At 69.9% G+C, this 25,572-nt stretch carries 29 protein-coding genes; 11 read left to right on the top strand and 18 right to left on the bottom strand.

Features of this window, described 5'->3' with window-relative positions; genetic code table 11:
- Window positions 1-27: 27 nt before the first annotated feature.
- Window positions 28-693: an energy transducer TonB gene (locus HNQ52_RS16100; RefSeq protein ID WP_183962208.1), complete on the top strand. Its 666-nt coding sequence runs from the start codon at window positions 28-30 to the stop codon at window positions 691-693.
- Window positions 694-795: 102 nt separating this feature from the next.
- On the opposite strand, the gene HNQ52_RS16095 is transcribed toward HNQ52_RS16100, so the two are convergent.
- From HNQ52_RS16095 to HNQ52_RS16080, 4 genes are all read right to left on the bottom strand, one after another.
- Window positions 796-1,197 carry a hypothetical protein gene (locus tag HNQ52_RS16095; protein ID WP_183962206.1) on the bottom strand — a complete coding sequence of 134 codons (402 nt, stop codon included), beginning with the start codon at window positions 1,195-1,197 and terminating at the stop codon, window positions 796-798.
- 117 nt (window positions 1,198-1,314) lie between these two features.
- Window positions 1,315-2,070 carry an HAD family hydrolase gene (locus HNQ52_RS16090; RefSeq protein ID WP_183962205.1) on the bottom strand — a complete coding sequence of 252 codons (756 nt, stop codon included), beginning with the start codon at window positions 2,068-2,070 and terminating at the stop codon, window positions 1,315-1,317.
- On the bottom strand, window positions 2,051-2,281 hold the full coding sequence (locus HNQ52_RS16085) for a hypothetical protein (protein WP_183962204.1): 231 nt from the start codon (window positions 2,279-2,281) through the stop codon (window positions 2,051-2,053). Before HNQ52_RS16085 ends, HNQ52_RS16090 begins: the two co-directional genes overlap by 20 nt.
- A gap of 153 nt (window positions 2,282-2,434) precedes the next feature.
- On the bottom strand, window positions 2,435-2,575 hold the full coding sequence (locus tag HNQ52_RS16080) for a hypothetical protein (RefSeq protein WP_183962203.1): 141 nt from the start codon (window positions 2,573-2,575) through the stop codon (window positions 2,435-2,437).
- Window positions 2,576-2,734: 159 nt separating this feature from the next.
- Between HNQ52_RS16080 and HNQ52_RS16075 the strand changes: the two genes are divergently transcribed.
- Window positions 2,735-3,484 carry a M50 family metallopeptidase gene (locus HNQ52_RS16075; RefSeq protein ID WP_183962202.1) on the top strand — a complete coding sequence of 250 codons (750 nt, stop codon included), beginning with the start codon at window positions 2,735-2,737 and terminating at the stop codon, window positions 3,482-3,484.
- A gap of 3 nt (window positions 3,485-3,487) precedes the next feature.
- Here the strand turns inward: HNQ52_RS16075 and HNQ52_RS16070 are convergent, their stop codons facing one another.
- The 3 genes from HNQ52_RS16070 to HNQ52_RS16060 all read right to left on the bottom strand — a co-directional run bounded on the left by HNQ52_RS16070 (window position 3,488) and on the right by HNQ52_RS16060 (window position 5,284).
- A complete protein-coding gene (locus tag HNQ52_RS16070; RefSeq protein ID WP_183962201.1) occupies window positions 3,488-3,967 on the bottom strand; it encodes a poly(ADP-ribose) polymerase family protein in 480 nt (159 codons plus the stop codon).
- 34 nt (window positions 3,968-4,001) lie between these two features.
- Window positions 4,002-4,382: a DUF4345 domain-containing protein gene (locus HNQ52_RS16065; RefSeq protein WP_183962200.1), complete on the bottom strand. Its 381-nt coding sequence runs from the start codon at window positions 4,380-4,382 to the stop codon at window positions 4,002-4,004.
- Window positions 4,383-4,468: 86 nt separating this feature from the next.
- Window positions 4,469-5,284 (bottom strand): hypothetical protein, encoded by an 816-nt coding sequence (locus HNQ52_RS16060; protein WP_183962199.1) that lies wholly within the window; start codon window positions 5,282-5,284, stop codon window positions 4,469-4,471.
- A gap of 254 nt (window positions 5,285-5,538) precedes the next feature.
- Between HNQ52_RS16060 and lysM the strand changes: the two genes are divergently transcribed.
- A complete protein-coding gene (gene lysM / locus HNQ52_RS16055) occupies window positions 5,539-6,045 on the top strand; it encodes a peptidoglycan-binding protein LysM (protein WP_183962198.1) in 507 nt (168 codons plus the stop codon).
- 5 nt (window positions 6,046-6,050) lie between these two features.
- Window positions 6,051-7,325: a hypothetical protein gene (locus HNQ52_RS16050; RefSeq protein WP_343059398.1), complete on the top strand. Its 1,275-nt coding sequence runs from the start codon at window positions 6,051-6,053 to the stop codon at window positions 7,323-7,325.
- On the opposite strand, the gene HNQ52_RS16045 is transcribed toward HNQ52_RS16050, so the two are convergent.
- Entirely contained in the window at window positions 7,304-8,851 is a 1,548-nt protein-coding gene (locus HNQ52_RS16045; RefSeq protein WP_183962299.1) for an SDR family NAD(P)-dependent oxidoreductase, read from the bottom strand. The two genes, HNQ52_RS16050 and HNQ52_RS16045, sit on opposite strands and share 22 nt — an antisense overlap.
- Window positions 8,852-9,053: 202 nt before the next feature.
- Between HNQ52_RS16045 and HNQ52_RS16040 the strand changes: the two genes are divergently transcribed.
- Window positions 9,054-10,040 (top strand): zinc-dependent alcohol dehydrogenase family protein, encoded by a 987-nt coding sequence (locus HNQ52_RS16040; RefSeq protein ID WP_183962197.1) that lies wholly within the window; start codon window positions 9,054-9,056, stop codon window positions 10,038-10,040.
- 24 nt (window positions 10,041-10,064) lie between these two features.
- Here the strand turns inward: HNQ52_RS16040 and HNQ52_RS16035 are convergent, their stop codons facing one another.
- Window positions 10,065-11,030 (bottom strand): alpha/beta fold hydrolase, encoded by a 966-nt coding sequence (locus HNQ52_RS16035; protein ID WP_221282122.1) that lies wholly within the window; start codon window positions 11,028-11,030, stop codon window positions 10,065-10,067.
- A gap of 205 nt (window positions 11,031-11,235) precedes the next feature.
- Window positions 11,236-11,616 carry a hypothetical protein gene (locus HNQ52_RS16030; RefSeq protein ID WP_183962196.1) on the bottom strand — a complete coding sequence of 127 codons (381 nt, stop codon included), beginning with the start codon at window positions 11,614-11,616 and terminating at the stop codon, window positions 11,236-11,238.
- A 203-nt stretch (window positions 11,617-11,819) separates the two neighbouring features.
- Between HNQ52_RS16030 and HNQ52_RS16025 the strand changes: the two genes are divergently transcribed.
- Both HNQ52_RS16025 and HNQ52_RS16020 read left to right on the top strand, forming a co-directional pair.
- Entirely contained in the window at window positions 11,820-12,929 is a 1,110-nt protein-coding gene (locus HNQ52_RS16025) for a sensor histidine kinase (protein WP_183962195.1), read from the top strand.
- Window positions 12,926-13,708: a LytR/AlgR family response regulator transcription factor gene (locus tag HNQ52_RS16020; RefSeq protein ID WP_183962194.1), complete on the top strand. Its 783-nt coding sequence runs from the start codon at window positions 12,926-12,928 to the stop codon at window positions 13,706-13,708. The genes HNQ52_RS16025 and HNQ52_RS16020 overlap by 4 nt, the downstream gene beginning before the upstream one ends.
- A gap of 22 nt (window positions 13,709-13,730) precedes the next feature.
- Here the strand turns inward: HNQ52_RS16020 and HNQ52_RS16015 are convergent, their stop codons facing one another.
- The 5 genes from HNQ52_RS16015 to HNQ52_RS15995 form a co-directional block, all read right to left on the bottom strand.
- Entirely contained in the window at window positions 13,731-14,849 is a 1,119-nt protein-coding gene (locus tag HNQ52_RS16015) for a hypothetical protein (RefSeq protein ID WP_183962193.1), read from the bottom strand.
- 4 nt (window positions 14,850-14,853) lie between these two features.
- Window positions 14,854-15,192, bottom strand: a complete 339-nt coding sequence (locus HNQ52_RS16010; RefSeq protein WP_183962192.1) for a hypothetical protein — start codon at window positions 15,190-15,192, stop codon at window positions 14,854-14,856.
- A 199-nt stretch (window positions 15,193-15,391) separates the two neighbouring features.
- Window positions 15,392-16,222 (bottom strand): outer membrane protein, encoded by an 831-nt coding sequence (locus HNQ52_RS16005; RefSeq protein WP_183962191.1) that lies wholly within the window; start codon window positions 16,220-16,222, stop codon window positions 15,392-15,394.
- A 252-nt stretch (window positions 16,223-16,474) separates the two neighbouring features.
- Window positions 16,475-16,990 carry a nuclear transport factor 2 family protein gene (locus HNQ52_RS16000; protein WP_183962190.1) on the bottom strand — a complete coding sequence of 172 codons (516 nt, stop codon included), beginning with the start codon at window positions 16,988-16,990 and terminating at the stop codon, window positions 16,475-16,477.
- Window positions 16,991-17,089: 99 nt separating this feature from the next.
- The gene (locus HNQ52_RS15995) at window positions 17,090-17,569 is read right to left on the bottom strand and encodes a VOC family protein (RefSeq protein WP_183962189.1); all 480 of its coding nucleotides are present in this window, start codon (window positions 17,567-17,569) and stop codon (window positions 17,090-17,092) included.
- A 143-nt stretch (window positions 17,570-17,712) separates the two neighbouring features.
- On the opposite strand from HNQ52_RS15995, the gene HNQ52_RS15990 reads away from it, so the two are divergent.
- Window positions 17,713-18,267 (top strand): YdeI/OmpD-associated family protein, encoded by a 555-nt coding sequence (locus HNQ52_RS15990; protein WP_183962188.1) that lies wholly within the window; start codon window positions 17,713-17,715, stop codon window positions 18,265-18,267.
- 52 nt (window positions 18,268-18,319) lie between these two features.
- Here HNQ52_RS15990 and HNQ52_RS15985 read toward each other — a convergent pair whose 3' ends face one another.
- Both HNQ52_RS15985 and HNQ52_RS15980 read right to left on the bottom strand, forming a co-directional pair.
- Window positions 18,320-18,868, bottom strand: a complete 549-nt coding sequence (locus HNQ52_RS15985; RefSeq protein WP_183962187.1) for a hypothetical protein — start codon at window positions 18,866-18,868, stop codon at window positions 18,320-18,322.
- Window positions 18,869-18,967: 99 nt separating this feature from the next.
- On the bottom strand, window positions 18,968-19,567 hold the full coding sequence (locus tag HNQ52_RS15980; RefSeq protein WP_183962186.1) for an Ig-like domain-containing protein: 600 nt from the start codon (window positions 19,565-19,567) through the stop codon (window positions 18,968-18,970).
- Window positions 19,568-19,789: 222 nt separating this feature from the next.
- On the opposite strand from HNQ52_RS15980, the gene HNQ52_RS15975 reads away from it, so the two are divergent.
- Window positions 19,790-20,953 (top strand): S41 family peptidase, encoded by a 1,164-nt coding sequence (locus tag HNQ52_RS15975; protein ID WP_183962185.1) that lies wholly within the window; start codon window positions 19,790-19,792, stop codon window positions 20,951-20,953.
- Window positions 20,954-21,408: 455 nt separating this feature from the next.
- Complete coding sequence (locus HNQ52_RS15970; RefSeq protein WP_183962184.1) at window positions 21,409-23,361, top strand: M23 family metallopeptidase; 1,953 nt, start codon at window positions 21,409-21,411, stop codon at window positions 23,359-23,361.
- A gap of 340 nt (window positions 23,362-23,701) precedes the next feature.
- Here the strand turns inward: HNQ52_RS15970 and HNQ52_RS15965 are convergent, their stop codons facing one another.
- Window positions 23,702-24,037: a hypothetical protein gene (locus HNQ52_RS15965; protein ID WP_343059396.1), complete on the bottom strand. Its 336-nt coding sequence runs from the start codon at window positions 24,035-24,037 to the stop codon at window positions 23,702-23,704.
- Window positions 24,038-24,194: 157 nt separating this feature from the next.
- Between HNQ52_RS15965 and HNQ52_RS15960 the strand changes: the two genes are divergently transcribed.
- Entirely contained in the window at window positions 24,195-25,493 is a 1,299-nt protein-coding gene (locus tag HNQ52_RS15960; RefSeq protein ID WP_183962183.1) for an amidohydrolase family protein, read from the top strand.
- Window positions 25,494-25,572: the final 79 nt, after the last annotated feature.

Below are 25,572 nucleotides of genomic sequence, written 5' to 3'. Positions count from 1 at the left end.
CCGGACTGCCCGCCACGGAGCCTTCGCATGCACCGCCTCACGGACCGTTTCGCCCCGTCCCCCGTCCCTTCCCCGTCCGCGCTGCGGATCGGAGCGCTGAGCGGCGCGATCGCGCTGAACCTGCTGGCCGTGTTCGGCCTGACGCTGATGCAGGCGACGCTGTCGGCACCGGTTCGACGTCCGCCGCCGTCCGATCCCTTGGTGATCGACATCGTCGCGCGTCCGAAACCGCCCCTGCCGTTGCCGCCCATGCCGGCGAGTCCACCGCGTCCGGTGCCGCGCGATGTGGCCCCGGTTCCGGTCCCCGCGCCGGTCGTCCCGGTGGACGCCGCCTGGGCCACGGACGCGCTGCCGGCAGCGGCGCAGGCGGCGCCTGCGGACGCGACGCCGGTCGCCGCGCCGCTGTCCCCGCCCGGCGCCCACGATGCCCTCACCTACCTCGACGCGCCGCCGCCGACCTATCCGCCGCTCGCACGCCGTCGTGGCTGGCAGGGCGAGGTGATTCTGCGGGTGCACGTGGGCCTCGACGGACGGCCGCTGGCGGTGGAGGTGGAACGCGGCAGCGGCCACGCCCTGCTCGACCGGCGCGCACGCGAGCATGTGCTGGCGTCCTGGCGCTTTGCTCCGGCGCAGGCGGACGGTCGCGCGGTCGAAGCCTGGGGCCGGGTGCCGATCCGGTTTGCATTGCGCTGACGGCTCGGCGCGCAACAAAACACCGGCAGCGTCTGAACGCTGCCGGTGTGGTTCGACGTCGCGATGTGGGCCGGGGCCGCGACCGGCCCCGTCCCGGCCCCGTCAGCGATCGCGACGGTGTCCGTACCCGCGGCCGCGGCGGTCGTCGTGGCGATCGTGATCGTGGCGGTCGCGGTGCCGGTAACCGTCGCGATAGCCCTGCGCGTAGCGCGGCGGGTAGTAGCGCACCGGTGCGTAGTGGCGGCGCGGCGGCGCGTAATAGCGCGGCACGTAGACCGGCGGCCGATACGCGGGACCGTGGTAGTAGTAGCGCGGCCCCCACGTTTCGTGCACCACGTAGAGCGGCACGTTGGAATAGCGGTGGTAGGGGCGTCCGTAGGCGAACGAGACATCGCCGATCGAGACGAAGATGCGGCCGTCGTCATAGGCGTGTGCCGACTGTGTCGCCGTCAGCCCCACCGCCCCGGCGGTCGCGAGGACGAACGAGAGGATCAGCTTGCGCATGGCCTTGTCCTGCGGGAAACGTCGGTATTCGACGCCGCGCAAGGATCGGCCACGCGGAGTGAATCGCCGTGCAACGACGCCGGCCGGAGTCTGCTGCACGGTGAACGCGCCGCGCGTTCAGCTTGCGTGGGCGCGCGCCTCGAGCCGGGCGATCGCCTGCGGAATCTGCGCGGCGCCGTCGATGCGCAGCAGGCGCGGTTCGTCGTCGCGCAGGCCGTGTTCGAGCTCGTGCGCCCAGGTCACGTGGTAGGGCACGTGCACGCCCCAGCCGCCGAGGCCGAGCACCGGCTCGATGTCCGATCGCAGCGAGTTGCCGATCATCGCGAAGCGTTCCGGCACCGCGCCGCATTCACCGATCACGCGGGCGTACGCGCCCGGGGTCTTGTCGGACACGATTTCGATCCGGGTGAACAGGTCCGCGAGTCCGGACTGCGCGATCTTGGCCTCCTGATGGAACAGGTCGCCCTTGGTGATCAGCACGATGCGGTGCGTGGCCGCGACGGCCTCGACCGCCGCACGCACGTCGGGCAGCAGCTCCACGGGATGGGTGAGGATGTCCTTGCCGAGCACCACCAGGCGGTGCAGGTGGTGCGCGCTGATGCGTTCGGCGGTCAGCTCGATCGCCGTCTCGATCATCGACAGCACCATGCCCTTGGCGCCGTAGCCGAAGATGCCGAGATTGCGGCGTTCGGCCGCGAGCAGGCGATCGTGCACGTGCGCGTCGGCGAGGTCGACGTAGTCGCCGAGGATGCGTTCGAATTCCGCGTGGGCCGCCTGGAAATAGCCCTCGCTGTGCCACAGCGTGTCGTCCGCGTCGAACCCGACCAGGACGATCGCCGACGCCGGACGTGCCTCAGTCGCCGTCGTCGACATCGTCATCTTCGCGCTGTTCGCGCAGCGACTCCTCGCGTGCCTTGGCCGCGTTCTGCAGGTCTTCGCGGTCCTGGTCGAGTTCGTCGCCGAGCGGCGCGGACCCGGGGTTCGACACGGTGGTGTCCGCCGGCCGGTACAGGCTGTCGGAGCTGGACGCGCAACCGGCCGCCATGACGACGACGGCGAGCAGGAAGACCGATGGGAATCGCATGGGCAGGCTCCGCGCAAGGCACCGGGCCGGAATGCCGCGGCGAACCCCGCTAGAGTGCCATGCAGGCCGCGCCGGTTCCATGCCCGGATGCGGCGGGGCGGGCGGGAACGGCGATGTGACGCGACGCGTCAGAAATCGCCCGGCCCGCGTCGATCAGTCGAACGGCGACGGCATCGGATCCGCGGCGGCGGCAGGCGCGCGCAGGCCCAGGGCCAGGGCGTCCAGGCACGCGCCGCTCCAGTCCAGCAGCGGCCACAGCACCAGTTCGCGCAACGTCAGGATCAGCATGACCATCGGACTCCCCCTGTGGACCGTCTGTCCACGGACGGGGTGAATGCAGAAACCGGGCCAGCACTGATCCCCGGGCCGCGCGATGGCGTATGTACCCATCGTCCGAACCCGGGCCGCACCCCACTCTGCCAGAATCGGTCCGTTTCCCGAGCGAGCCCGCGGATGACCCACCGCCACGCCCTGCAGGCCCTGCTGGCCGCGACCGGACTGAGCCTGGTGCTGCTCCTGCTGCCAGTGTGGATCCCGTCGCTGGCGTGGCTCGCGTGGCCGCTGATCCTGGTGTCGACGCTGTTCCACGAACTGGGTCACGGCATCGCCGCCTTGCTTGCCGGCGGTGGTTTCGACGCCCTGCGCATCTATGCCGACGGCTCCGGCGTCGCGACCACGCGCAGCGACGGCAGTCGGACGATGGTGGCCGCGATCGCGGCCGGCGGTCCGCTGGGTCCGCCGCTGGTGGCCCTGGCGCTGTTCTTCGCCGCGCGGCGCGCGGGGTCGGCGCGGGTGGCGCTGTGGATCATGACCGGCATGCTGGCGCTCGCGCTGCCGCTGTGGGTGCGCAATGCGTTCGGTGTGGCCTTCGTCGGCCTGTTTGCCGCGCTCCTCGCCGTTGTCGCCGTGCGCGGCTCGGCCCGGGTTGCGCAGGCGGTCACGTGCTTTCTCGCGATCCAGCTGTGCCTGTCCGCGTTTTCCCGCGCCGACTACCTGTTCACGGCGCAGGCACGGACGGGGCTCGGCCTCATGCCGTCGGACACCGCCCAGATCGCGAACGCACTGTGGCTGCCGCACTGGGTCTGGGGGGGCGCGCTCGCGGCGCTCTCGCTCGCGATCCTGGCGCTCGGCGTGGTGTTGTTCGCGAGCGCGTTGCGGGCGGGGGCACCGCCCGTGCCGTCCGGCGCCGGGGCGCCGGAGTGAGGGTCACTGGCGCGCCGCCGCCTTGCGCGATTCCTGCTGGATCCGCGACTGCGGCGGATAGGTGTAACGCTCGATGCCCAGCGCCATGTAGCGCCGCGCCAGCACCGGTGCCGAGGCATCGATCACGCGGCGCGCGCGCGCCACGGCTTCGTCCGTCGGCACGTACACGAACAGGAACGCGCCGCCTTCGCGTGCGTGCTTGAGGTCGTCGTCGATGTAGCCGGCCTCGGTGCCGACCGCACGCGCGATTTCCTGCTTCATGCGATCGAGGAAACCGGGCTCGGGGTCGTGTTCGAGCTGCTCCACGACAAACGCGCCGGACGCCGTCGCCACTTCGTCGGCCGGAAATCCGGCGTCGAGCAGCCGTGCTTTCACCTCTTCGGCCCGTTCGCGGCTGCCGTAACCGGCCACGAGATAGTTCTTCGGGTAGAACATGCCCCACGAAGCGTCCGATTCCTTGAAGAAATTCCAGCGTTGACCCATGTCGTTCTCCCTGTTGTCCGACGCGCCCGACGACTCAGGCGCTGCCGCGTTGCGAAAACCAGATCCAGCCTGCCCACAGCAACATGAACGCTTCGAGACCTGCGACGGCAAGCGTGGTGCTCCCGACCGGCCAGTGTGCGACGAGTCCCGCGATGCGCCAGAGCACGATCGGCAGGTAGATGCACAACGCGAACAGCAGCCCGACCTCGTGCCAGCGCGGCGTCCATGCGAGCAGTGCGAAGAACAGCGCCAGGCCGAACTGCAGTCCGCCGTAGACGGTGAGGTATTCGGCGCGCCCTGCGCCGTCGAGCGCGAGAAAACCCTGCGCGGTGGCGGTCTTCGACGCCCAGAAGGTGCACCAGAGGGCGAACACCAGGTACAGCGCCGCGTTGAAACCCAGATAGATCTTCAGCATCGAATGCATCTCCGTAACGCCGGACGGCCGGCCGCACCCTGAGGTACGGCCGGCCGGGGGCGCGTGGATTCAGGCCGCGCCGACAATCAACGGACGCGGAACGGGTCGTTGCCGTCGCCGCGGTCGGGACCTGCGTTGGGCGCGGTGCTCTCCCACGCGTCGCGGGCCGCGGCGCGCGCCTGATCCCACTCCATCCGCGACTGGCCGCGCGCGGTGTTCCAGCCCGACGACAGTTCGCGCTCGTAGTCGTCGTTCCACGGACGGTCGGGGTTGCTGGCGCGGGCGTAGGTGCCGTAGCGGTAGGCCTGGCGGTAGTCCTCGTACGGATAGGCCGGGTCGTAGTACGGCGCCTGCTGGTAACGCTCGCGATACTGGGCATCGACGCTGTCGTAGGTGCGGTAGGTACGGTCGCTGCGCTCCCACGCATCCTTCACGGCCGGCTGCGCGGCGTCCCAGTCGAGCTCGGACGTGCCGCGCACCTGGCCCCAGTCGCGTGCCAGGTCGCTTTCCAGCGCCGCGTCCCAGGTGCGGTCGGCGTAGCGGCCGCGCGCGGTGGTGCCGTACTCGTAGGCGGGTGCGTAGTGGGTGTCGAAGTCGCGCTCGGGCGAGACGTACGGACGGTTGGCGTATTCGCCGCGCCAGTACTCGCGTTCGGCGGTCGGGTCGATGGACTCCGCGACACCCTTGCCGGCGGACGCGCCGGCCAGCGTGCCGACGGCGGCGCCGACGAGTAGGCCGATCGGCCCGAAGATGGCGCCGGCCGCGGCACCGGCCGCGCCGCCCGCCGCGCCGCCGAGGCCGACGCCGACCGGGTGCGCACCGGGCGTGCCGGTGATGGGATCGCGGTTCTGGTCGGTGCCCTTGCGGTCGCCGGTGACGGTGTGTTTGCTGGGATTGGTCATGGTACGCATCTCCTTGCGATGGGGTCGGCGACTCGCGCCGGTGCGTTGCCGCGGCAACAATCGGAATCAGCAAGCGGCGTGCCATGCACGCGCCGGCGCGCAAACCGCGGCGCGGTGCGGATCGCGCGCGCTTGTCGGTCTGCGCATCGCACGGCAGCGGCGCGGCGCCGCTGCAGATCGCCCTGCGGCACGTGCAGCGGCACGAGCACGGGTGTCGCGCTACGCTGTGCGTCCCACCGTCGAGGAGACACCGCATGAGCCTGTTCGATTTCGTCAAGAGCGCCGGGGAAAAGCTGCTCGACCTCAATCCCGCCAAGCAGGCGTCCGACCTGCTCGTGGAGCACGTGCGCAAGTTCAGACTCGGCGGCGACGATCTGAAGGTCGAGCGCGACGGCGGCAAGGTCACCGTGAGCGGCCGCGCGAAGACGCAGGAAGAGCGCGAGAAGATCGTGCTGGCGCTGGGCAATGTCGCCGGCGTGGAGCAGGTGCAGGACGTGATCTTCATCGACCCGTCCAACACCGGCCCGGCGCCGACGCCGCCGAGCCCGCTCGATGCGCCCGCCCCGGCTGCGCTGCAGACCGCGCCGGCCGCGCAGTTCTACACGGTGCAGAAGGGCGACACGCTGTCGGCCATCAGCAAGCAGTTCTACGGCAACGCGAACCTGTACAACCGCATCTTCGAAGCCAACCGGCCGATGCTCACCCACCCGGACAAGATCTACCCGGGTCAGGCGCTGCGCATCCCGCCCAAGGCCGACTGACGGCCGTGCGCGCGGCGCAGCTGTTCCGCCGCGCGCTCGCGTTGCTGTTGCTCGCGGGCACGGCCGACGCCGCCGTGCCGTGCGAGGAGCGCGTGCTCGCGGCGCTGGGCTGGCGCTTCGTCGCGGACGACGGCGCCGTGGCGCGCATCGAGGCGGGCACGCCGTGCGACCGCGCCACGCTCGACGAGGCGCATGCACTGGGCGATCTGCGCGTGCGGATGCCCCGCGGAATCACCTACGCCGCACGCGCGACGCTGTACGCGCAGCTGCGGGACCACCCCGCGACACATTGCGCCTACGGTTTTGCGCTCGGCGCGGCGACGCGGCGCGCGGTCGACAGCCTCGTCGCCAACCCGCGCTACGCCTTCTTCGGCCTGCAGACCGGCTGGATCGGCTTCGGTGCCGGCGGTGCGCGCGCCGACGGCTGGGAACGCATCCGCAGTTTCGGCCGCGGCTACCGCCCCGCCGGATCGAACCGGCGCGCGATCGAGGCCTTCTACACCGGCAGCGTGCGCTCCGAATGCGGCGTCGGCCGGCAGATCGCGCAGTACGCGACGCTGGCCGAGCTCTTCGGCGGCGACGGCTTCGATCGCGCGTTCGCCGCCGACGAAATCGTCATCGGCACCTTCAACCAGCTGCACGGCACGCGCAGCATCCTGCTCGGCAGCGAAGCGGGAACCTTTACCCGCGACGGACTCGCCGTGCAGGCCTCGCGCGACGGACGCCAGGCCTTCGCCGGCCTGCCCGGCTTCATCGAACACGTGTTCGACGCGCAGACCCTCGACGACAGCACCAACCGGGCCGAGAACTTCGTGATCTACGACGTCGACGCCGCCGCCGCGGAGGCCTTGCGCCGGCACGGCGGTTTCGCGCACTACAATCGGATCAACCGCGAACTGTGGGAACTCTCGCGCCAGGTGAACCCGCATGCGTGGGGCCGCGGCTTCGAGCGCCTGCTGATCGACCGCGACGCCGCGCTGCGCGCGCGCCAGGGGCCGAACGCCCGCGCCACGCTCGCGCGCATGGACGCATTGCTCGACGATCCGTTCTACCGCGGCATGCGCATCTATGTGCACAAGCTCGGCGTCAAGCCGGTCGGCTTCCACATCGCGCGCCTGCTCGACCGCAATCCGCGCACGCCGTACCGCATCGAACTGGTGCTGCATAATCTGCACACGACGTTGTTCGACCGCTACCTCGACGACCGCCTGCGGACCTGCGAGACCGACCTCGGCGGCCAGACGCCCGCGAACGCATCTCACCAGTCGGTGGGTTTGTAGTCCTTCAAAAACTGGCCCCACACATGCTCGCCGGTGTTGAAGCCGGCGATGATCGGATCGACGATGCGCGCGGCGCCGTCGACGATGTCGAGCGGCGGGTGGAATCGTTCCTCGACCACCTTGCGCGCCGCGATCTCGGCCGGATCCTCGTCGGTCACCCAGCCGGTGTCGACGCTGTTCATGTGGATGCCGTCGTTGAAATAGTCCGCGGCCGAGGTGCGCGTCATCATGTTGAGCGCGGCCTTGGCCATGTTGGTGTGCGGATGGCGCGTGGTCTTGAAGTTGCGGTAGAACTGGCCTTCCATCGCCGACACGTTGACGATGTGCTTGTCGCGTTCCGGAGTGCACAGCATCAGCGGCTTGAGCCGCGCGTTGATCAGGAACGGCGCGATGGCGTTGACCAGCTGCACTTCGAGCAGTTCCACCGACGGCACCTCGTGCAGCAGCAGGCGCCAGGAATTGCGTCCGCGCAGGTCGATCTGTTGCAGGTCCTGGTCGAGCCGGCCGTCCGGGAACAGATGCGATTGACCCAGCAGTTCGTCCGCGAGCAGCGGCACCTGCGACAGTTCGGCGGCGCGCAGCAGGCCCTGCGCATTCGCCGTCGCCAGCGCGTTCGCATCCGGCACCAGGTCGGCCGCGCGCAGGCCTTCGTAGCGGCCCAGGAGCTTGCGCACGTGCGCCGGCGTGTCGGCCGCGGCGGCGGTTTCGCCGGCCATCATGTGAGCGTAGAACGCCGGCGGGCGGCGCACCGTCTGGCAGGCGTTGTTGACGATGAAGTCCAGGCGCTCGTGCGTGCGCAGCAGTTCGGTGCAGAAGGCTTCGACGCTCGGCGTGTGGCGCAGGTCGAGCCCGAAGATCTCCAGCCGGTCCGACCAGTCCGCGAAATCCGGTTCCTGCGCATAGCGTGCGGCCGAATCGCGCGGAAAGCGCGTCGTGACGATCAGGTGCGCGCCGGCGCGCAGCAGCTTGAGCCCGGCCTGGTAACCGATCTTCACCCGCCCGCCGGTCAGCAGCGCGACGCGGCCGCGCAAGTCGGCGGTTTCGGTGCGCTTGTGGAAATTGAACTGCGCGCAGTCCGGGCACAGCTGGTCGTAGAAATGGTGGATGCGCGTGTACTTGCGCTTGCAGACGTAGCAGTGCTGCAGTTCGAGCGATTCGCGCGGCGCGCTGTCGTCGATGGTGTCGTGCGCGGTCAGGTTCGCGTCCGCCGGCTGCGGCGGGAAGTAGTTCGGCGTGGTGAACACCGGCTTGCGGCGCAGTTCGCGGATGCCGGTCGCGTGCAGCACGGCATCGTCCTTCTGCAGTTTGGCCTGCATGTGCTGCCGCTTGCGTTCCTTGCGCAGCTTGCGGCTGGACACGGGGTCGGGATGGTGGAAGCGGCTGGCGGCGGCCTTGAGCCGCTTGAGGTCGGCCTCGGGCAGGGCGTCGCGCAGCGCGGCGTCGCCTGCGACGGTCTCGAGAAACTCGGCGGCGGCGTGCAGGCGCTGCAGCAGATCGTCCGGCACGGCCGGCGGCGAACGGGGGATGTCGGTGGTCGTCATGGGATCGGTCACGGCGCGCCGCAACGGGTCGGCGGGCGCAGGCAGAGGCGGCGGAGCCCGAAACCGCGCGCGCGGCGCGGGCTCGCCGCGGCTCCGGGGCGCGCAGAGTGGACTGTCCGGGCCGCGCTTGCAAACCGGGGCCGCGGCTGCGTGTATCGTCTGCGGGGTCGACAGGAGGAAATCGCCCATGAAACGCGCCGTGTATTCGCAGCGCGGCCCCGTGCCGCAGGATGTCATCGACGCGGTGGAATTCACCGTGCCCGCGCTCGCCGAGGGCCAGGCGCTGGTCGAAGTGCTGGCGGCGCCGATCAACCCGTCCGACGTGCTGACGCTGACCGGGCGGTACGGGCTGCTGCCGCCGCTGCCGGCGGTGGGCGGCAACGAGGGCATCGGACGCATCGTCGCACTGCGCAGTTCGCGTCCCGGGCTGCCGATGGGCCGGACCGTGCTGTTGCCGGTCGGCTGCGGCAGCTGGAGCACGCACGTGGTGGTGGACGCGGCACGCCTGATGCCGCTGCCGGACGATGCCGATCCGCGGCAGCTGGCGATGATGACCGTGAACCCCCCGACCGCGCTGCTGATGCTGCGCGAGTTCGTCGATCTGCAGCCCGGCGACTGGGTGATCCAGAACGCGGCCAACTCCGGTGTCGGCGCCTACCTCGTGCAGATTGCGAAGCTGCGCGGCCTGCGCACGGTGAACATCGTGCGGCGCGACAGCGCGCTGCAGGCCGTACGCGATGCCGGTGGCGACGTGGTGCTGGTGGACGGCGACAGGCTCACCGAGCGCGTGGCCGACGCCACCGGCGGCGCGGCGATCCGGCTCGGCATCGATGCGGTCGGCGGCGCGGCCACGGATCGTCTCGCCGGCTGCCTGGCCGAACGCGGCGTGCTGGTGAATTACGGCGCGATGAGCGGCGAACCGTGCCATGCCTCGCCGGCCGCCTTCGTGTTCCGCGACATCACGCTGCGCGGCTTCTGGCTCTCGCGCTGGTTCAGGCAGGCCGACGCGCAGCAGCGGCAGGCCGTCTTCGGCGAGGTGGCCGCGCTGATCGCACGCGGAACGCTGCACGCGCCGGTGGCGGCCACCTACCCCGTCGAACGCATCCGCGAGGCCGTGACCGCCGCCGCTGCGGGCGAGCGCAACGGCAAGATCCTCGTCGTGCCCAACGCCTGAGCGACGCGGCGCGCAGCCGCGGCCTCAGGCGCGCGCGAACGCGAGCAGATCGGCGTTGAGCTGGTCCTTGCTGGTGTCGCCGAGGCTGTGGGTGCCGCCCTTGTAGATCTTCAGCTCCGCATTCTTCACGAGCTTGGACGACAGCATCGCGGAGGCACCGATCGGCACGATCTGGTCGTCGTCGCCGTGAATGATGAGCGTGGGCACGTCGAACTTCTTCAGATCCGCGGTGAAGTCGGTTTCGGAAAACGCCTTGATGCAGTCGTAGGCGTTCTTGTGGCCGGACATCATGCCCTGCATCCACCACGACTGGATCAGCCCCTGCGACACCTTCGCGCCGGGCCGGTTGAAGCCGAAGAACGGGCCGCTCGCCACATCGAGGAAAAACTGCGAACGATCGGCGAGATAGGCCTTGCGGAAGCCGTCGAACACTTCCATCGGCAGGCCGCCGGGATTGGCATCGGTCTTCAGCATGATCGGCGGCACCGCGCCCATCAGCACGGCCTTCTTCACGCGGGCGGTGCCGTGCCGTCCGATGTAGCGCGCCACCTCGCCACCGCCGGTGGAGTGGCCGATCATGATCGCGTCCCGCACGTCGAGCGCGGCGAACAGCTGCGCGAGATCGTCGGCGTAGGTGTCCATGTCGTTGCCGTTCCAGGGCTGGCTCGACCGGCCATGACCCCGCCGGTCGTGCGCGATGCAGCGGAAGCCGTTCGAGGCAAGATGGAACATCTGCGCCTCCCACGCGTCCGCCGTCAGCGGCCATCCGTGGCTGAAGGTGACGATCGGGCCGCTGCCCCAATCCTTGTAGTAGAGCTGCGTGCCGTCGCTGGTGGTGAACGTGCTCATGGTCCTGGCCTTGCTGGAGTGGGAGGGGATGGAACCCGGCGGCGTCGCGGCGAACGCGGGAAGCGAGAGCGCGGCGCCCGCGGCGAGCGCGCCGACGAGGAGCTGCCGCCGCTGCGGATCGACTGGGAGGGTGTCGGACATGTCGCGACTCCTGCGGCGCGGTCCGCAACACGCGTGACCCCGACGCCGACAGGCGGACTGTGCGCCACCCGGGCGCGGCGCGATTGGACGATCGTGCTGGACCGCGCGTGGCGATGCCGTGCGCGCGGCGACACACCGCGGCTGCCGCGGGTCTGCTTGCGCGCGGATCGGCGTGGCGAAGCGCACCGATCCGCGATGCCCCGGCTCAGTCGCGGAGCGAATCCGGCGCGTTGGCGAGCATCGGCGCCTCACCATCGGCGGCGCCGCGCGGCGTCGGCCGCAGGCGCAGGCCGCGGTGGCCGCAGACGTCGACGTTGCGGTAGAGCTGCGCGCGTTTGCCGCGGTACTGCAGCTGCACATCGTAGCGGCAGCCTTCGCCTGCGACGCTCACCGTGGCGGAGCCGCCGCCACCGCGCAACGGACGCGCCAGCGCCAGCGGCACGAAGGCATCGCTGCCGGCCGCGGCGGCGGACGCGGTCACCACGCTGTCGTGGGTGCGGTTGACGAGCGTGAGGTAGTGCGTCGGCGGCTCGGCCGCGCACGCACACGATGCAACGAAAAGGACGATGGCGACGGGAACACGCATGTCGAATACTCCGGCGGGAACGGTCCGTCGTGCGCACGCGGGCGCGGCGGCGGTGAGCGCATCGAATCGCATCCGCACGCGCGCGCCCATCGAAGCGTGACGAATCGTCGCCTCGCCGGGACGAATCGTAGGGCGGCGTTGCGGCGCTTTCCGGCCCTCTTGCGTGCGCCTACGATGCAAACGGACCCCGCTTCCGGAACGCCATGGACATTCGCCTCGGCAACACCACGATCGGCCTGCGCCGCTACCTCGCGCTCTGGACGGTGGTGGTGCTCGTGTTCGCGCTGCAGAGCGTGGTGCACGACGCGTTCCACGGCCACACCTGGTCGATCGTCGATTACCTGCGCTGGTCGATGATCCAGTGGTACACCTGGGCCGCGCTGGCGCCGCTGGTGTTCCGCCTCGGGCAGCGCTATCCGTTGCAGGCGCCACTGCGCATGGAGTCGCTCGGCACCCACGCGCTGGCGAGCGCGGGCGTGACGCTGCTGTCGGTGATCGCAGGCGCGCTGGTGTCGACGCTGTTCGAACCGACCTCGTTCTCCGAACAGTTCTGGCAGTTCGCCGGCAAGCATGTCGGCACCGGGCTGATGACCTACTGGGCCCTGCTCGCGATGCAGCAGGCGCTGCACTACCAGGCCGAGAAGGCACGCCGCGAGATGGAAGCGAGCCGGCTCGCGACCGAACTTGCGCAGTCGCGCCTGCAGGTGCTCAAGACCCAGCTGCAGCCGCATTTCCTGTTCAATACCCTGCACGCCATCGTCACCCTGCTCGACGAAGACAAGGTGTCGGCCGAGGACATGCTGCTGCGCCTGAGCGACCTGCTGCGCGCGTTCCTCGAGGACTACGACGGCCAGGAGATCACGTTGCGGCGCGAACTCGAACTGCTCGACCTCTACCTCGGCATCCAGCGCATGCGCTTCAAGGACCGTCTGACCACCCGCGTGTACGTCGCGCCCGACACGCTCGATTGCGCCGTGCCGAGCCTGCTGCTGCAGCCGATCGTCGAAAACGCGATCCGCCACGGCATCGGGCGGCGCGTGGGCAGCGACTGCATCGAGATCGAAAGCCGGCGCGAAGACGGCATGCTCTGCATCGACGTGCGCAACCGCAACAGCGTGCTCGGCGATGGCGACGAACGCGACGGCCACGGCATCGGCCTGTCGAACACGCGCCTGCGCCTGAAGGAGCTGCACGGCGACGCGGCGCAGATACGCCTGGACATGATGGTGCCCGAGGGCGTCGCCTGCCGCATCCGCCTGCCCGTCCGCAGTCTCGACGAGACCGACGACGCGCCCGAGCACGCCCCGGCATGAGCATCGCGACGCTCGTGGTCGACGACGAGCCGCTGGCGCGACGCGCGATCGTGCGGCTGCTGCAGGACGATGCGGACATCCACGTGCTGGGCGAATGCGGCGACGGCGCCTCGGCGGTGGCCGCGATCCGCAGCCAGTCGCCGGACCTCGTCTTTCTCGACATCCAGATGCCGGCGATGACCGGGCTGGACGTGATCGGCGCGATCGGTGTCGAACGCATGCCGGCGACGGTCTTCGTCACCGCGTTCGAGCAGTATGCCGTGCGCGCGTTCGAGGCGAACGCGGTCGACTATCTCGTCAAGCCGTTCAGCCGCGAGCGCTTCGCCGGCACGCTGCAGCGCGTGAAAACACGGCTGGCAGCCAACGACGATGCGACGCGCAGCTCGGCCCGCATCCTGCAGGCGATCGCCGAACTGCGTCAGCGCGACGACTACCTCGAACGCATCCCGGTGCGCACCGACGAACGCGTGGTGTTTGTCGACGTGGACGACATCGTGTGGATCAAGGCGAGCGGCAACACCGTGCTGATCCATCTCGCCGACCGCGTGCACGAATTGCGCGACACGATGACTGCGCTCGGCGCGCGCCTGGATCCGCGCCGCTTCGCCCGCGTGCATCGCTCGGCGATCATCAACGTGCGGCGCGTGCGCGACATCCATCCCTGGTTCAACGGCTACCACGTGGTGACGATGGACACCGGACAGCAGCTGCGCATGAGCCGCTACCAGCACGAGGCGTTCCTGCGTCTGGTGGGATCGCGGCGCGACGCCGACGCCTGAACGACGCCGACGCGCCGCGGCGCTAGCGGGCCGGCGCTGCCGGCGCCGTGTCCACGCGTTGCGCCAGCATGCGCGATGCGCGCACGCCCAGCTGCGCATGGGCGGCATGCAGTGCCGGCACGCTGAACTCGACCAGCGCGCGCGGCAGCACGCGCGCGGCCACGTAGTCCGCGAACGGCGCGTCCGCGTCGACGCCCGCCGCGGATCGCTCCCACGTGGCGACGGCGGCACCGGCATCCCAGGCGGGCGCGCGTGGCGGTGCCTTCGTGGCATCGAGCGCGGTGGCGATGCGGCCGACCAGTGCGGCGGCGCCGGCCTCGCGTGCGTCCGCATCGCCGAGCGGCTCGGACATCGGCAGCGGCGACGCCAGCTGCACCTGTCGCACCTGCACGAACCACGCGTCCTCGCGCGCCAGACTGACGTCGCGATGCACCACCCAGCCGACCACATCGGACGGCAGCGCCATGCCGCGCAAGCGGGCGACGTACAGCAACGATGCGCGCGGTGCGAACCGGAAATGTTGCGGCAGGCGCACGCTGGCGTCCGCGCCGGGCAAGGCGACGCTGCGGAACTGCCAGGCGATGGCGCCTGCGGCGCGCTCCAGGTTCGCGCGGTGCTCGGCCTCGATCGCGGCCGGATCGCGTGCTGCGGGCGTCGCGGCTTCGGCGCCGGGACTGTCGTCACGCTCGATCGACCGGTCCTCCCGTATCGCGAATCCGGCTTCGTCCGCCGCTTCCGCATCGTCGGACCCCTCTTCGTCCGACCAGTCCCCGTCGCCCTCCGCCAGCTGTTCGGCACGTGCCGCCTCCAGCCGCTGCGCCAGCTCCGGATCGTCCTCGCGGATCAGCGCGATGTCTTCGTCGGTCAGCATGTAGGCCATCTCCTCCACGCCTTTTTCCACGGTGCGCATCGCCATGAACACCATCAGCGCGCCCACCACCAGGCTCAGGAGGAACGGAATGCGGATGTCGGATTCCTCGTCGCCCCAGTTGAGGAACAGCGCGACGATCGACAGCGGCCAGAAGAAGAACGCGAGAACGGCCAGCAACGGGCTGCGCTTCCAGATCCTTACGACGATCCAGATGTTGAGCACGAACAGCACCAGCAGGTAGCCGGTAAACGAGATTGCACTGCCGAGCATGGCGTCAGTCCACCCGCACGGCGCGCACATCGGCGCGCGCCAGCGTCACGGTGGCCTGTCCCGTGCTGCGCAGCACACGCAGCAGCACGGCATCGGCGTCGGCCTGCTGCACGACACCGGCGCGCTGGCTGCCGTCTGCAACCTCGATGCGCACCCTGCGCCCGGCCAGGCGCGCAAGCTCGGGGAATTCGACACGCCGCGCACGCTCGGCCGCGACGGGCACGCCCGGCGCCATCGCCGCTCCCATGTAGCGCAGCACCCAGGCTTCATCGTCGTCCGCGGCGCGCACGCCCGCAGCCGGCAGCGCCAGCGCGACGGCCAGCATCCCAGTTCTACCCCACATCGTTCGATCCCCGCTCGACCCCAGAGCGCAATGATACCGGGCCCGCCATCGCGCGTGCGCACGGCAGTGGCGGCGCCCGTGCGAACCGCATCGCCCGGCAATTGCCGGGGACGCACGCACCGCTTCGCCCCACGCCCACCGCCCGGCAAGCGCGTGGCGCGCCTCCCGCTCCGGTCCGGAACGGGAGGCGGCGCAGACGTCAGAACCGGTATGTGGCCGTCAGCCGCAGGCTGTCGAAGTCGAAGTCGGTGTCGCTGCGACGCAGCTGGGTGCCGTCCGGGTTGACGATGACAAACGGATTGGTCGCCGGTGCATTGCCCCGGGTCACGTCGACGCGGTAGCCGTCGTCGTCGAGCTGGGTGAGCAGGTATTCGAGGCCGACGGTGAACTGGTCGAAACGGCGCTCGTAGCCGACGCCGTACTGCAACCCGTCGACATTGTCGTTGCCGTTGCCGGCGAAGGCGTTGGCGCCATTGCTGGTGCCAAAGCTGTTCTCGACCTTGGCATAGGCATAGCCGGCGGTCGCGTACAGCAGGTTGTCCTCGCCGTCGCCGAACGCGAAGCCGGCGCGTCCGCGCAGCGCGAACATGCCGTCGATCTTGCGGTACATCGTGTAGTACGCGGGCGTGGTGCTGAACGCGCTCACCGCGTCGCGCACATCGTTCATCGCGTACTCGCCCAGAAGACCGAACACGAAGCTTCCGGACTGCCAGTCGTAGCCGCCGCGCAGACCCCAGTCGGCGCCACCCTTGTTTTCACTGCAGCCGCCGGCAGGCTGCGCAGTCTGCGCCGCGCCGTTGCAGAAGCCCGGAGAGAAGGCGTTGGCACCGGCGGCGGTGTTCACCGCATCGTTGAAGTTGCCGTCGAGATTGGTGTCGAACAAGAAGCGGTCGTTGCCGTTGTCGTCGGGTTCGCCGGCCTCGCCGACATGGCCGCCGACATAGCCGCCGGTCCAGTCCTTCGCGTGAAGCGGAGCGGCGAACGCGGCAAGGGCGGCGGTCGCGATGGCGGCGCGAAGTAGTTGGTTCATTGGTCACTCCTGAATGCGTGCAGGGTTTCACGCGAGGTTTCATACGCCGTTCGCGTGGCGCCGGATGCGGACACCGCTGTTCGCGCTTTGGGCAACGTTCATGCATCGCACGTGCAGGTTGCACCGCCGAGCGCCGCAACCGCGCGTGGACGCCCCCGACATCGGGCAGGTTGCACGCGTGCCCCGAAGCAGGGTCACAGACACGGCCGACAACAGGTGACGGGCTTCACCACATGAACTCGACCCATCGGCCTAGGGTGCAGCAGGTATCGCCCCGGGGTTCGGCCGATGCCCGTAGCTGAGCACCCGCGTGATCCGCCATTGCCCGTTCCGCTGCCGCCAGACGATGGTGAAATCGGCCAACCCGTCGCAGGCGCCGCTGTCGAACCTGCAGAAGCGATGCGACCCCTGCGCGATGGCGCCGAAGTCCTTGATCGCATGCACACGCAGGCTACCGGGCACCAACTCACGCCGGAACTTGCCACACGCATGCTGTGCGGTGTTCGCGAGCATCGCGTCGCGTGTCCACGTGACACCACCGGTGTCGTGGTAGAACTCGACCGCCGGATCGAAATGCGCCGCATGCCTGCGCAACTGCGCCGGCACGCTGCAGCGGTTGAAGGCATCGAACACGGCGGCATCGAGCGCGGCGACGGTAGCGAACAGCGGGTCGGGCGCGGACAGAACAGGCGCACCGGCGGCATATGCCGTCGCAGCCGCGCCGGTCAGGACGAGGACTGCGGCGGCGATCGGAGCGAGGTGGTTCATGCAGACCAGACCGTCACACGCGCCGGATGTGACCTCGCCTCCGGACACGTGCGACATCGCGTCGAACCACCCGGGCGCGTCACGTGCGCGGCCCGGACCTCACCCGCGCCGCGCCGCCTCGATGGCGGCGATGTCGATCTTGCGCATCGTCATCATCGCGTCGAACACGCGTTTGGCCACGACCGGATCGGGATCGGTGGTGCCGGCCACCAGCACGCGCGGAGTGATCTGCCACGATACCCCCCACTTGTCCTTGCACCAGCCGCAGGCGCTCTCCTGCCCGCCGTTGCCGACGATCGCGTTCCACAGGCGATCGGTTTCCTCCTGCGAATCGGTCGCCACCTGGAACGAGAACGCCTCCGAATGTTTGAACGCCGAGCCGCCGTTCAGGCCCAGGCACGGGATGCCCAGCACGGTGAATTCCACCGTCAGGATGTTGCCCTGCTTGCCGCCCGGAAAGTCGCCGGGGGCGCGGTGCACCGCGCCGACCGCGCTGTCGGCGAAGGTCTGCGCGTAGAACGTGGCGGCGTCAAGGGCGGTGCCGTCGTACCAGAGGCAAATCGTGTTCTTCGGGCTCATGCGCGTTCTCCTGCTTGCGGTGGGATCAGGACATCTCCAGGCCGAAGGATACGATCGATCCGGGGCTCGGGCCGCACCTCGTCCACGCAGGCAACGGGTGCGAGCCGCTTGACGCGCGCGCCCGCGGCGGGGATAACCCGCGCATGCCGACCAATACACGCTCCGACGCGTTTAGTGCCGTCATCCTCGAGCCCGACGACCCAGGCGCCGGCGCTGCCTGGGGCTTCGTCGTGCTGCCGAAGGATGTCAGCGACCGTCTGCCGCGGCGCGGCCGCACCACGGTCGAGGCGACGATCAACGGACACGGCTTCGTCGCGACGCTGGAGCCCGACGGCCAGCTGAGCCACTGGCTTCGACTCAATGCGAAGGTGCTGCGTGGCGCGGCGGTGCAGATCGGCGAGCGCGTCGACATCGGCATCGCGCCGCTGCCGGCCGAACCGGCGCCGACGCCGCCGGCCGACTTCGCGAAGGCACTCGCCGCCAATCGGGCGGCCGCCGCGGTCTGGACGTCGGCGACACCGATCGCGCAGGTCGATTGGATCCACTGGATCGAATCCGGCCGGTTGGCGAAGACACGCGCCGAGCGGATCGCAAAGGCCTGCGACATGCTCGCGTCGGGGAAGAAGCGGGTGTGCTGCTTCGATCCGTCCGGGTTCTACGCCAAGTCGCTGTCCGCGCCCAAGGCCGCAGCGCGATAAGTGCGCGGCGCAGGCGCTTGGTGCCGGCAACGCGCGGACGCTGCGGCCTCCGTCAGCGCACCCGCGCCGCCGCCAGGAACAGCGCGGCCGACGCCAGCCACAGCACGACGATCACCCCGATCGGCACCATCGCCGCCGCATCGCCGGCGCCGGCCGCGAGCGGAAGGAACACCGCCTGCGCGATGGCCGTGACGCCCATCGCGATCGCCATGCCACGCGCCCGGAAGCGCGCGACGCACGCGCCGACGAACGCCACCAGCGGCACCGCGAACACCGCGAGATTGACGGCGCTGGCGCCATCGCCGATCACGCCGACGGCGAGATTCGCCCAGACGAGCAGCAGGCCGGCGAGCACCCCGACGCCCGTCGCGGCGCGATAGCGCAGGTCGCGCGACAGGGACAATCCGAGTTCGACCGCACCGCACGCGGCCGCGAGCAGGCCGCCCGCAACGAGGAAATCGACCCCGTCCCAGTCGACCTCGCGCGTGAACCGCATCGCGATCAGCGGCAGCACGAGCAGTGCCGCGGCACCGGCCCACATCGCGAAGCGCCAGCGGCGCCAGCCGTCGGTCGTGTCGGAAACGCTCGGTCCTGGCCTCATGGCGTCGCTCCTGGGTGCGGGGAGCCGCCATTGTCTGTCGGCCGCGAGAAGCCGCAATGCAGTCGATGTGAAGGGGATGCGAAGCGAACGCCCCGCTGTCTACTCGAAACCGTCGCGCAGCAGATCATCGGTCACGGTCAGCGTGACCGTGGCCGTACCGACACCGCTGCGCCCGTTGACGATCCGGTAGATGAAGTCGTCCTCGCCCGCGTAGCCGGCGTCGGGCGTGTACACCACACGACCGGCTGCGAGCACGACCGTGCCATGCACGGCGGGCCCCACGTCTGCGACGGCGAGGCGCGGTCCGCCGGACGCGTTGTCGTTTGCCAGGACGGGAATCTCGCTGGCGCGGTTCCTTGCCACGCGCGCCACATCGTCGGCGCCGACCGGCGGATTGGGCGTCACCGCCACGGAAACGCAATAGCAGGTGGCCGTCGAGCATTCGGCGTTGTTGCACGTCGACGAGTTGACTCCGGTGGCGGAATAGTTGCAGCTCTGGCAGGTGTTGTAGGCCGGCGTGGTGCAAACCGACAGTCCCTGGTTGAGATCGGACGGGAACGTACCCACCTGGAACCCGCCGGGCGCCGTGCCCGGACACGAGCCGCCGATCGCGCCCTCCGCCGCCAGCAGCAGCGTGGCGGCCACCAGCGCGAAACCCGGGGACCGTGCGGCGTGAATCCTCGATGGCGTTCGATGCATGTGCGGCTCCCGTCGTGGCACTGCCAGGTCTGCGTGGATACGGGAAAGCGCGCCAAAGGCTGACACGGAAGGGGCCCGGCGGTCACCGCGCGGGTGGCTGCTCGAGCCCGTCTGCGAACCGCCGGGCCGGGCGGCGTTCGTCCACGCCGTGCAACCCGACGCGCGCTGGCCGTCTCTCATCTGCCGAGCGCCGACATCTCGCGGCGCAACCAGGAGAGGACGATGCACCCACGACGCGAGAACGCGTGCGACACGATCACCGCCGCAGGCGATTGCGGTTCCCGGCCCGGTCGGGCAACAGCTGCGCTGCGCCGAAGCACGACGCGCCTGTGCGCCGCGTTCTTCGCGCTGGCGGCGATGAGCACTGCCTGGGCACAACCGGGACCGCCGCCCGATCCCGCTGCGGTCACCCTGGGCGCGGACGAGAACCGAGAGGTCATTCTGGCGTTGGCGACAGTGATGCGCGAGCGCTTCGCCTTCCGCGAACGCAGCGATGCCGTGGCGCGCGAGATCGAGGCACTGGAAGCGGCCGGCACGTTCCGCGACGCACGCACGGCGGCAGACCTGCTGGCACTGATCGAGGCGCGGATCGCGCCGCTCGTCGACGACCGGCATTTCCGCGCGCGCTACATGGGGCCCGAGGTCGTCGCCGGCTTCAACGAAGCGGGACCGTCCACGGACGAGATCGCCGCGTTCCATCACGAGGTGCGACTTCGCGGCGGCGAGATTCCGGAAGCGCGCTGGCTGCCCGGCAACGTGGGCTACCTGCGCATCGGCATGTTCATGGATGTTCCGGCCAGCGCGGAAAAACTTGCCGCGGCCCTGACCATGCTCGTCGACACCCGCGCGCTGATCGTCGACGTGCGCGGATCTCCGGGCGGCGAACCGGCGGGCGTCGCGAACGTGATCGGCCATTTCGTGAGCGCACGCACGCCGACCGTGCGCACCCAGGTCGGTTCGGATGCCTCCACCGCCCGCACCTTCCACGCGGAACCGAGGACACCGCAATTCGCCGACACGCCGCTGTACGTGCTGGTCGACGGCGACACCGGCTCCGGTGCCGAGGAGTTCGCCTACGACCTGCAGGCGATGGATCGCGCGACGCTGGTGGGCGAGACCACGTCGGGCGCCGCGACACCGGGCGGCTACCGTCCGCTCGCGCACGGATTCGTCGCCTTCATCCCCATGCAGATCGTCGCCAGCACGATCACCGGCACCAACTGGGAAGGCGTCGGCGTCGTCCCGGACGTGAAGGTGCCGGCCGCGGACGCGCTGACCCGGGCACACCGTCTCGCACTCGAGGCCATCCTCGAGAATGCGCAGGGCGTGGATCGCGCCATCGCGGAAGAAGGCCTCGCCTCGCTCGAGCCTGCGCCCGCGCCGTAGCGTGCCGGCTGGCCCAAGTGCGCCGGGCCGCGCAGGCATTGCTTGGAAACACCGGTCAGGCCCACTGCTGCGCGGAGCAGTGGGCCTGACCACGTGTTGATGTCTTCTCCGAATCGTCGGTCGCACGTTGACGCCGATGTTCTTTCCACAACCACGAAACTGGTTTTCATGGCCTGCTTCGATGGCGTTGGAACGATTCTGACGAGAACACAAAACGGCACGTGCATCGCGCGAGGACTCGGGTGCATGAGGCGCCGCTCTGCGCGCAGCCGCTGCCTGCAGTGCGCGGGGCGCAGCGAATGTGCCGTGATTCAAGCTTCGCCCTGACGCACGCTCCGGGCTCCGCGATTCGCCGGGAATTTGTTGGCCCAGGCATTGTTGTCCATACTGCGCCACCCCGTTGATGCCAATGACGCGCGCGGCAGCCGGTCCACCCGCGACGCACAGGAGTGCCCATGATCCGTCTCGCCACTTCGGCCGCGCTGGCCGCACTGCTGCTTCCCTCGTCCGCATTCGCCGCATCGCAGGCCGGACCGGCCTTCGCGATCACGCGCGTCGAGGGACACGCGGTGGGCGACAGCCACGGTGCCGGGCGCGACGGTCTCGGCCCTGACGCCGAGCGCGCCGCCGTCACCGAAATGCGCGCCAACATCGCGCGCCTCGGCCTGCAGGACACGCACGCGTTTTCGCTGTCCGCCAAGAATGCCGCCGCGCTGCAGTGGCCGATGCTGGTGGCCGACGGCCTGCCCGGCGACGAGCGCAGCGTCACCAGCAACCATGTCGACCACGACGGCACCTTCCCCGCAAAGCTGCGCGACTACAGCTGCGGCACGCGCACCTACGACACCGCCGCCGGCTACAACCACCGCGGCACCGACATCGGTCTGTGGCCGTTCGGCTGGCAGACCATGGCGCAGGAGTCCGTGGCCGTCACTGCCGCCGCGGGTGGACGGATCGTGCTCAGGCGCGACGGCCGCTACGACCGCAACTGCAGCATGGACGCGCCGGACGATCCCAACATGGTGTTCGTGCAGCACGACGACGGCACCGTGGGCTGGTACCTGCACCTGAAGAAGGACAGCCTCACCGCAAAGCAGGTCGGCCAGCGCGTGGAGGCGGGCGAGTACCTCGGCGCGGTCGGCAGTTCCGGCGTCTCCACCGGCCCGCACCTGCATTTCGAACTGCGCGCGGACAACAGCAACAGCGCCGCGGTGATCGATCCCTACCAGGGGCAGTGCAACGCCGTCGCCAGCCGCTGGGCGGAGCAACCGGAGTACCTGGCGCCGCGCCTGCTGGCGGTGGCGACGCACGATGCGGCGCCGGTGGTCGATGCCGGCTGCGGCCAGCCGGAGAACCCGAACTACCAGCGCGTCTTCGAACCCGGCGATACCGTCTACGTGGCCGCGTACTACGGCGACCAGGTGCCGAACCGCGCCTCGACCATCGTGATGCGCGATCCCGCCGGCGCCGAGGTCGTGCGCTTCAACCATGCGCCGACGTCCGCGGACATGCAGGGCGCGGCGTACTGGCAGGCGAGCTACTGGTACTTCCAGCTCGACATACCCGCCAACGCCACGCCGGGCCGCTACCAAATCGAGGTCAGCTACGAGGGCAAGTCGCACACGACCTCGCTGCTGATCGGTGCGCCGGTGTACGCCGCCAGCGGCCTGTGGTTCGACCCCGCGCAGAGCGGCCACGGCTTCACCGTCGAGGTGATCGAAAGCGGCGGCGCGCCGCAACTGTCCGTGGCGTGGTTCACCTATCTCGACGGCGAGCCGCGCTGGCTGTTCGGCATCGCGCCCATCGTCGGCAACGGCGCGACCCTGCCGATGCTGATTTCCACCGGCGGCCAGTTCCCGCCGGCGTTCGACCCGGCGGCCGTCGACTTCGTCCCGTGGGGCAGCCTGCAGTTCACCTTCAGCGCCGAGGACCGTGCGCAGATCACCTGGAACAGCACCGTCGAGGGCTTCGGCACCGGCAGCCTGCAACTGCAGCGCGCGGCGAAGGCGTCCGACGTGAACCTCGACAGCTTCGACAGCGGCCTGCGCGCCTGCATGTCCGGCAGCTGGTACGCGCCGTCGCAGTCCGGTCACGGCCTGCAGCTGCTCGTCACCGGCGAAGGCGCCGCGCGCCAGCTGCTGGTGGCGTGGTACGTGTACGAGAACGGCAAGCAACTGTGGCTCAGCGGCGCCGGCGCGGCGACTGCGGACGGCGCCACGATCGCGCTGAACCGTACCGGCGGTGCCCAGTTCCCGCCCGACTTCGACCCCGCCGACGTCACCATCGCGCCGTGGGGCAACGTGCAGTTCCAGCTCGTCGACCCGCAGCACCTGCGCCTGACGTGGGGCGATGCGAACGTGCTCGACCTGCAGCGCTCCACGCAGATCGTCAGTGCGGCGTGCCTGTGATGCGGCGACGCGTGTCGGCGCTCCTGCGCGCGTAGCGGCCGCTGCGTGCTTGCTGCGGCATCAACATCGCCGACGGTCGGGACATGTGACGGGTCACCCTGCCGCCGCGCCCGATCGGCCGTCGCGGCGCGGAGGTGCGAGACCCGGACCAACTGCCGCAACTGCGCTTGCCCCGCCGTCGCGCAAGTCTTCGCTGAGCGAAGCGGACCCGGCTATCTGCAGTGCGCCACACGAACCAAAGTAGCGCCACGGCAACGGGCATGTCCGCGCCCGTATCCGTGTCCGTGCCGAAGGAACATCCGCTGAACCGGACTTCGCATTCGAGAACGCCACCGTTGATCTAGAAGTCGACGACAGCCACGTCCCCCGGCAGATCGAGCTCGCTTGCAAACAGGATCGCATCCCCGAGGGTTTCATCGTCGTTGTGGGCCGCGGTGAGCATGTCGTAGGGATCGGTGCCGTCGCCGATGCAGAACCAGTCGATGGCTTCCTCGATGTCCTCTGCGTCCACTCCGATCACGCCGACATAGCGCACACCTTCGCGCATCCACTCGGCGACAAGCACATCGAGCCCGGAGCGAAGCCCACGCCTGGAATGCAACACGATCCTGCGGGCGACTTGCATCCGATATTCGATCCCGGCATCGGAACTTGATTCTGACACCGCGTCCGTCACGGACGCACGTCTCCATCGCGTTGCGCCACGACGACGAAGAGACGTCGTCATGGTCAACCCGGGAGCCGCCCCTGCACGTTGCACCGCACCGCGTGTCGACAGCGCGACTCCGGCCGCCTAGCATCGCGGCACCTCTTCGCTTCGCCGGATGGCAACCGTGCACCGTGCCCTGATGCTGCTGTGCCTGCTTGCCGCGAGCCTTCCGGCGCGTGCGACCGAGGTGCTGGAACTGCTCGACTTTCGTCTGGTCGACGGACGCGGAACGCCCGTGCGCCAGGTGCAGCGGCTGGTCTCGCACGATGGCGTCATCGTTCAGATCGACGACGCGGGACACGCGCCACAGACAGGACCCGGCACCCGCTCGACCCGCATCGCGCTGGACGGCGCCTGGGTGATGCCCGGCCTGATCGACACGCACGTGCACGTGGCGCGCTTTCCCGACACGCGCGCACGCGCCGAAGCGATCCTGCGCAGCGCGGTGCGCGGCGGCGTCACCGGCGTGCGCGACCTCGGCGGCGACGCGCGCGCATTGGCCGATCTCGAGCGCGCCATCGCCAGCGGCGAACTGGTGGCGCCCGCGCTCGTATTCAGCGCCATGTTCGGCGGGCCGGATGTGTTTCGTCAGGGGCCGACCGCGCAGATGGCGAAGGACCGCACACCGGGCGACGTGCCGTGGGCGCGCCGGATCGATCCTGGGAGCGACGTGCGCCAGTTCGTGGCCGAGGCCAAGGGCAGCGGCAGCACCAACGTCAAACTGTATGGCGACCTGACCGCCTCGCAGGCGCAGGCAATCATCGCCGAGGCCACGCGTCAGGGCCTGACGACCACCGCCCACGCCACTGTCTTCCCGGCGCGACCGAGCGACCTCGTCGAGGCCGGCATCGGCTCGTTGTCGCACGCGGCCTACCTCGTCTGGGAAGCGATCGACACCGTGCCCGACGACTATTCGCAGCGCACCGCCGCGCCATGGAAGCGCATCGCGCCCGATCATCCGGCGCTGCTCGCGCTCTATCGGCGCATGGCCGAACGCGGCACCACGCTGGACGCCACGCTCTACGTGTACCGCGCCATGCAGGACTACCCGGGCATGCCGAAGATGGCGTGGACGGACGACGCGGCGGTGTGGGGCGAGCAGGCCACGCGGCACGCCGCCGCCGCCGGCGTGCGCGTCACAGCCGGCACCGACTGGTTCGAACCGCGCGACGACACCGATCTCCCGCACACCCATGCCGAACTCGCCCTGCTTGTCGAGAACGCCGGATTCACGCCGATGCAGGCGATCGTGGCCGGCACCCGACACGGCGCGATCGCGCTGGGCCGCGAGGCGACGCAAGGCACGATCGAGGTCGGCAAGAGCACCGACCTGCTCGTGCTCGATGCAGACCCGACGATCGACATCCACAACACCACACGCATCCGCTTCACGGTGCGGCGCGGGCGGATCGTCGATCCTTGAGCGAGCAGGTCGCGCGCAAGAGAACGCAGGCAGGTCTACGTCCGACGAAATGGAGTGGACCTGACATCTCTAAGCGCCA

The sequence above is a fragment of the Chiayiivirga flava genome (assembly GCF_014202825.1).
Lineage (GTDB): Bacteria > Pseudomonadota > Gammaproteobacteria > Xanthomonadales > Xanthomonadaceae > Chiayiivirga > Chiayiivirga flava.
Note: the sequence above shows the minus strand (reverse complement) of the source record. Positions and strands in the feature narration are given on the sequence as shown.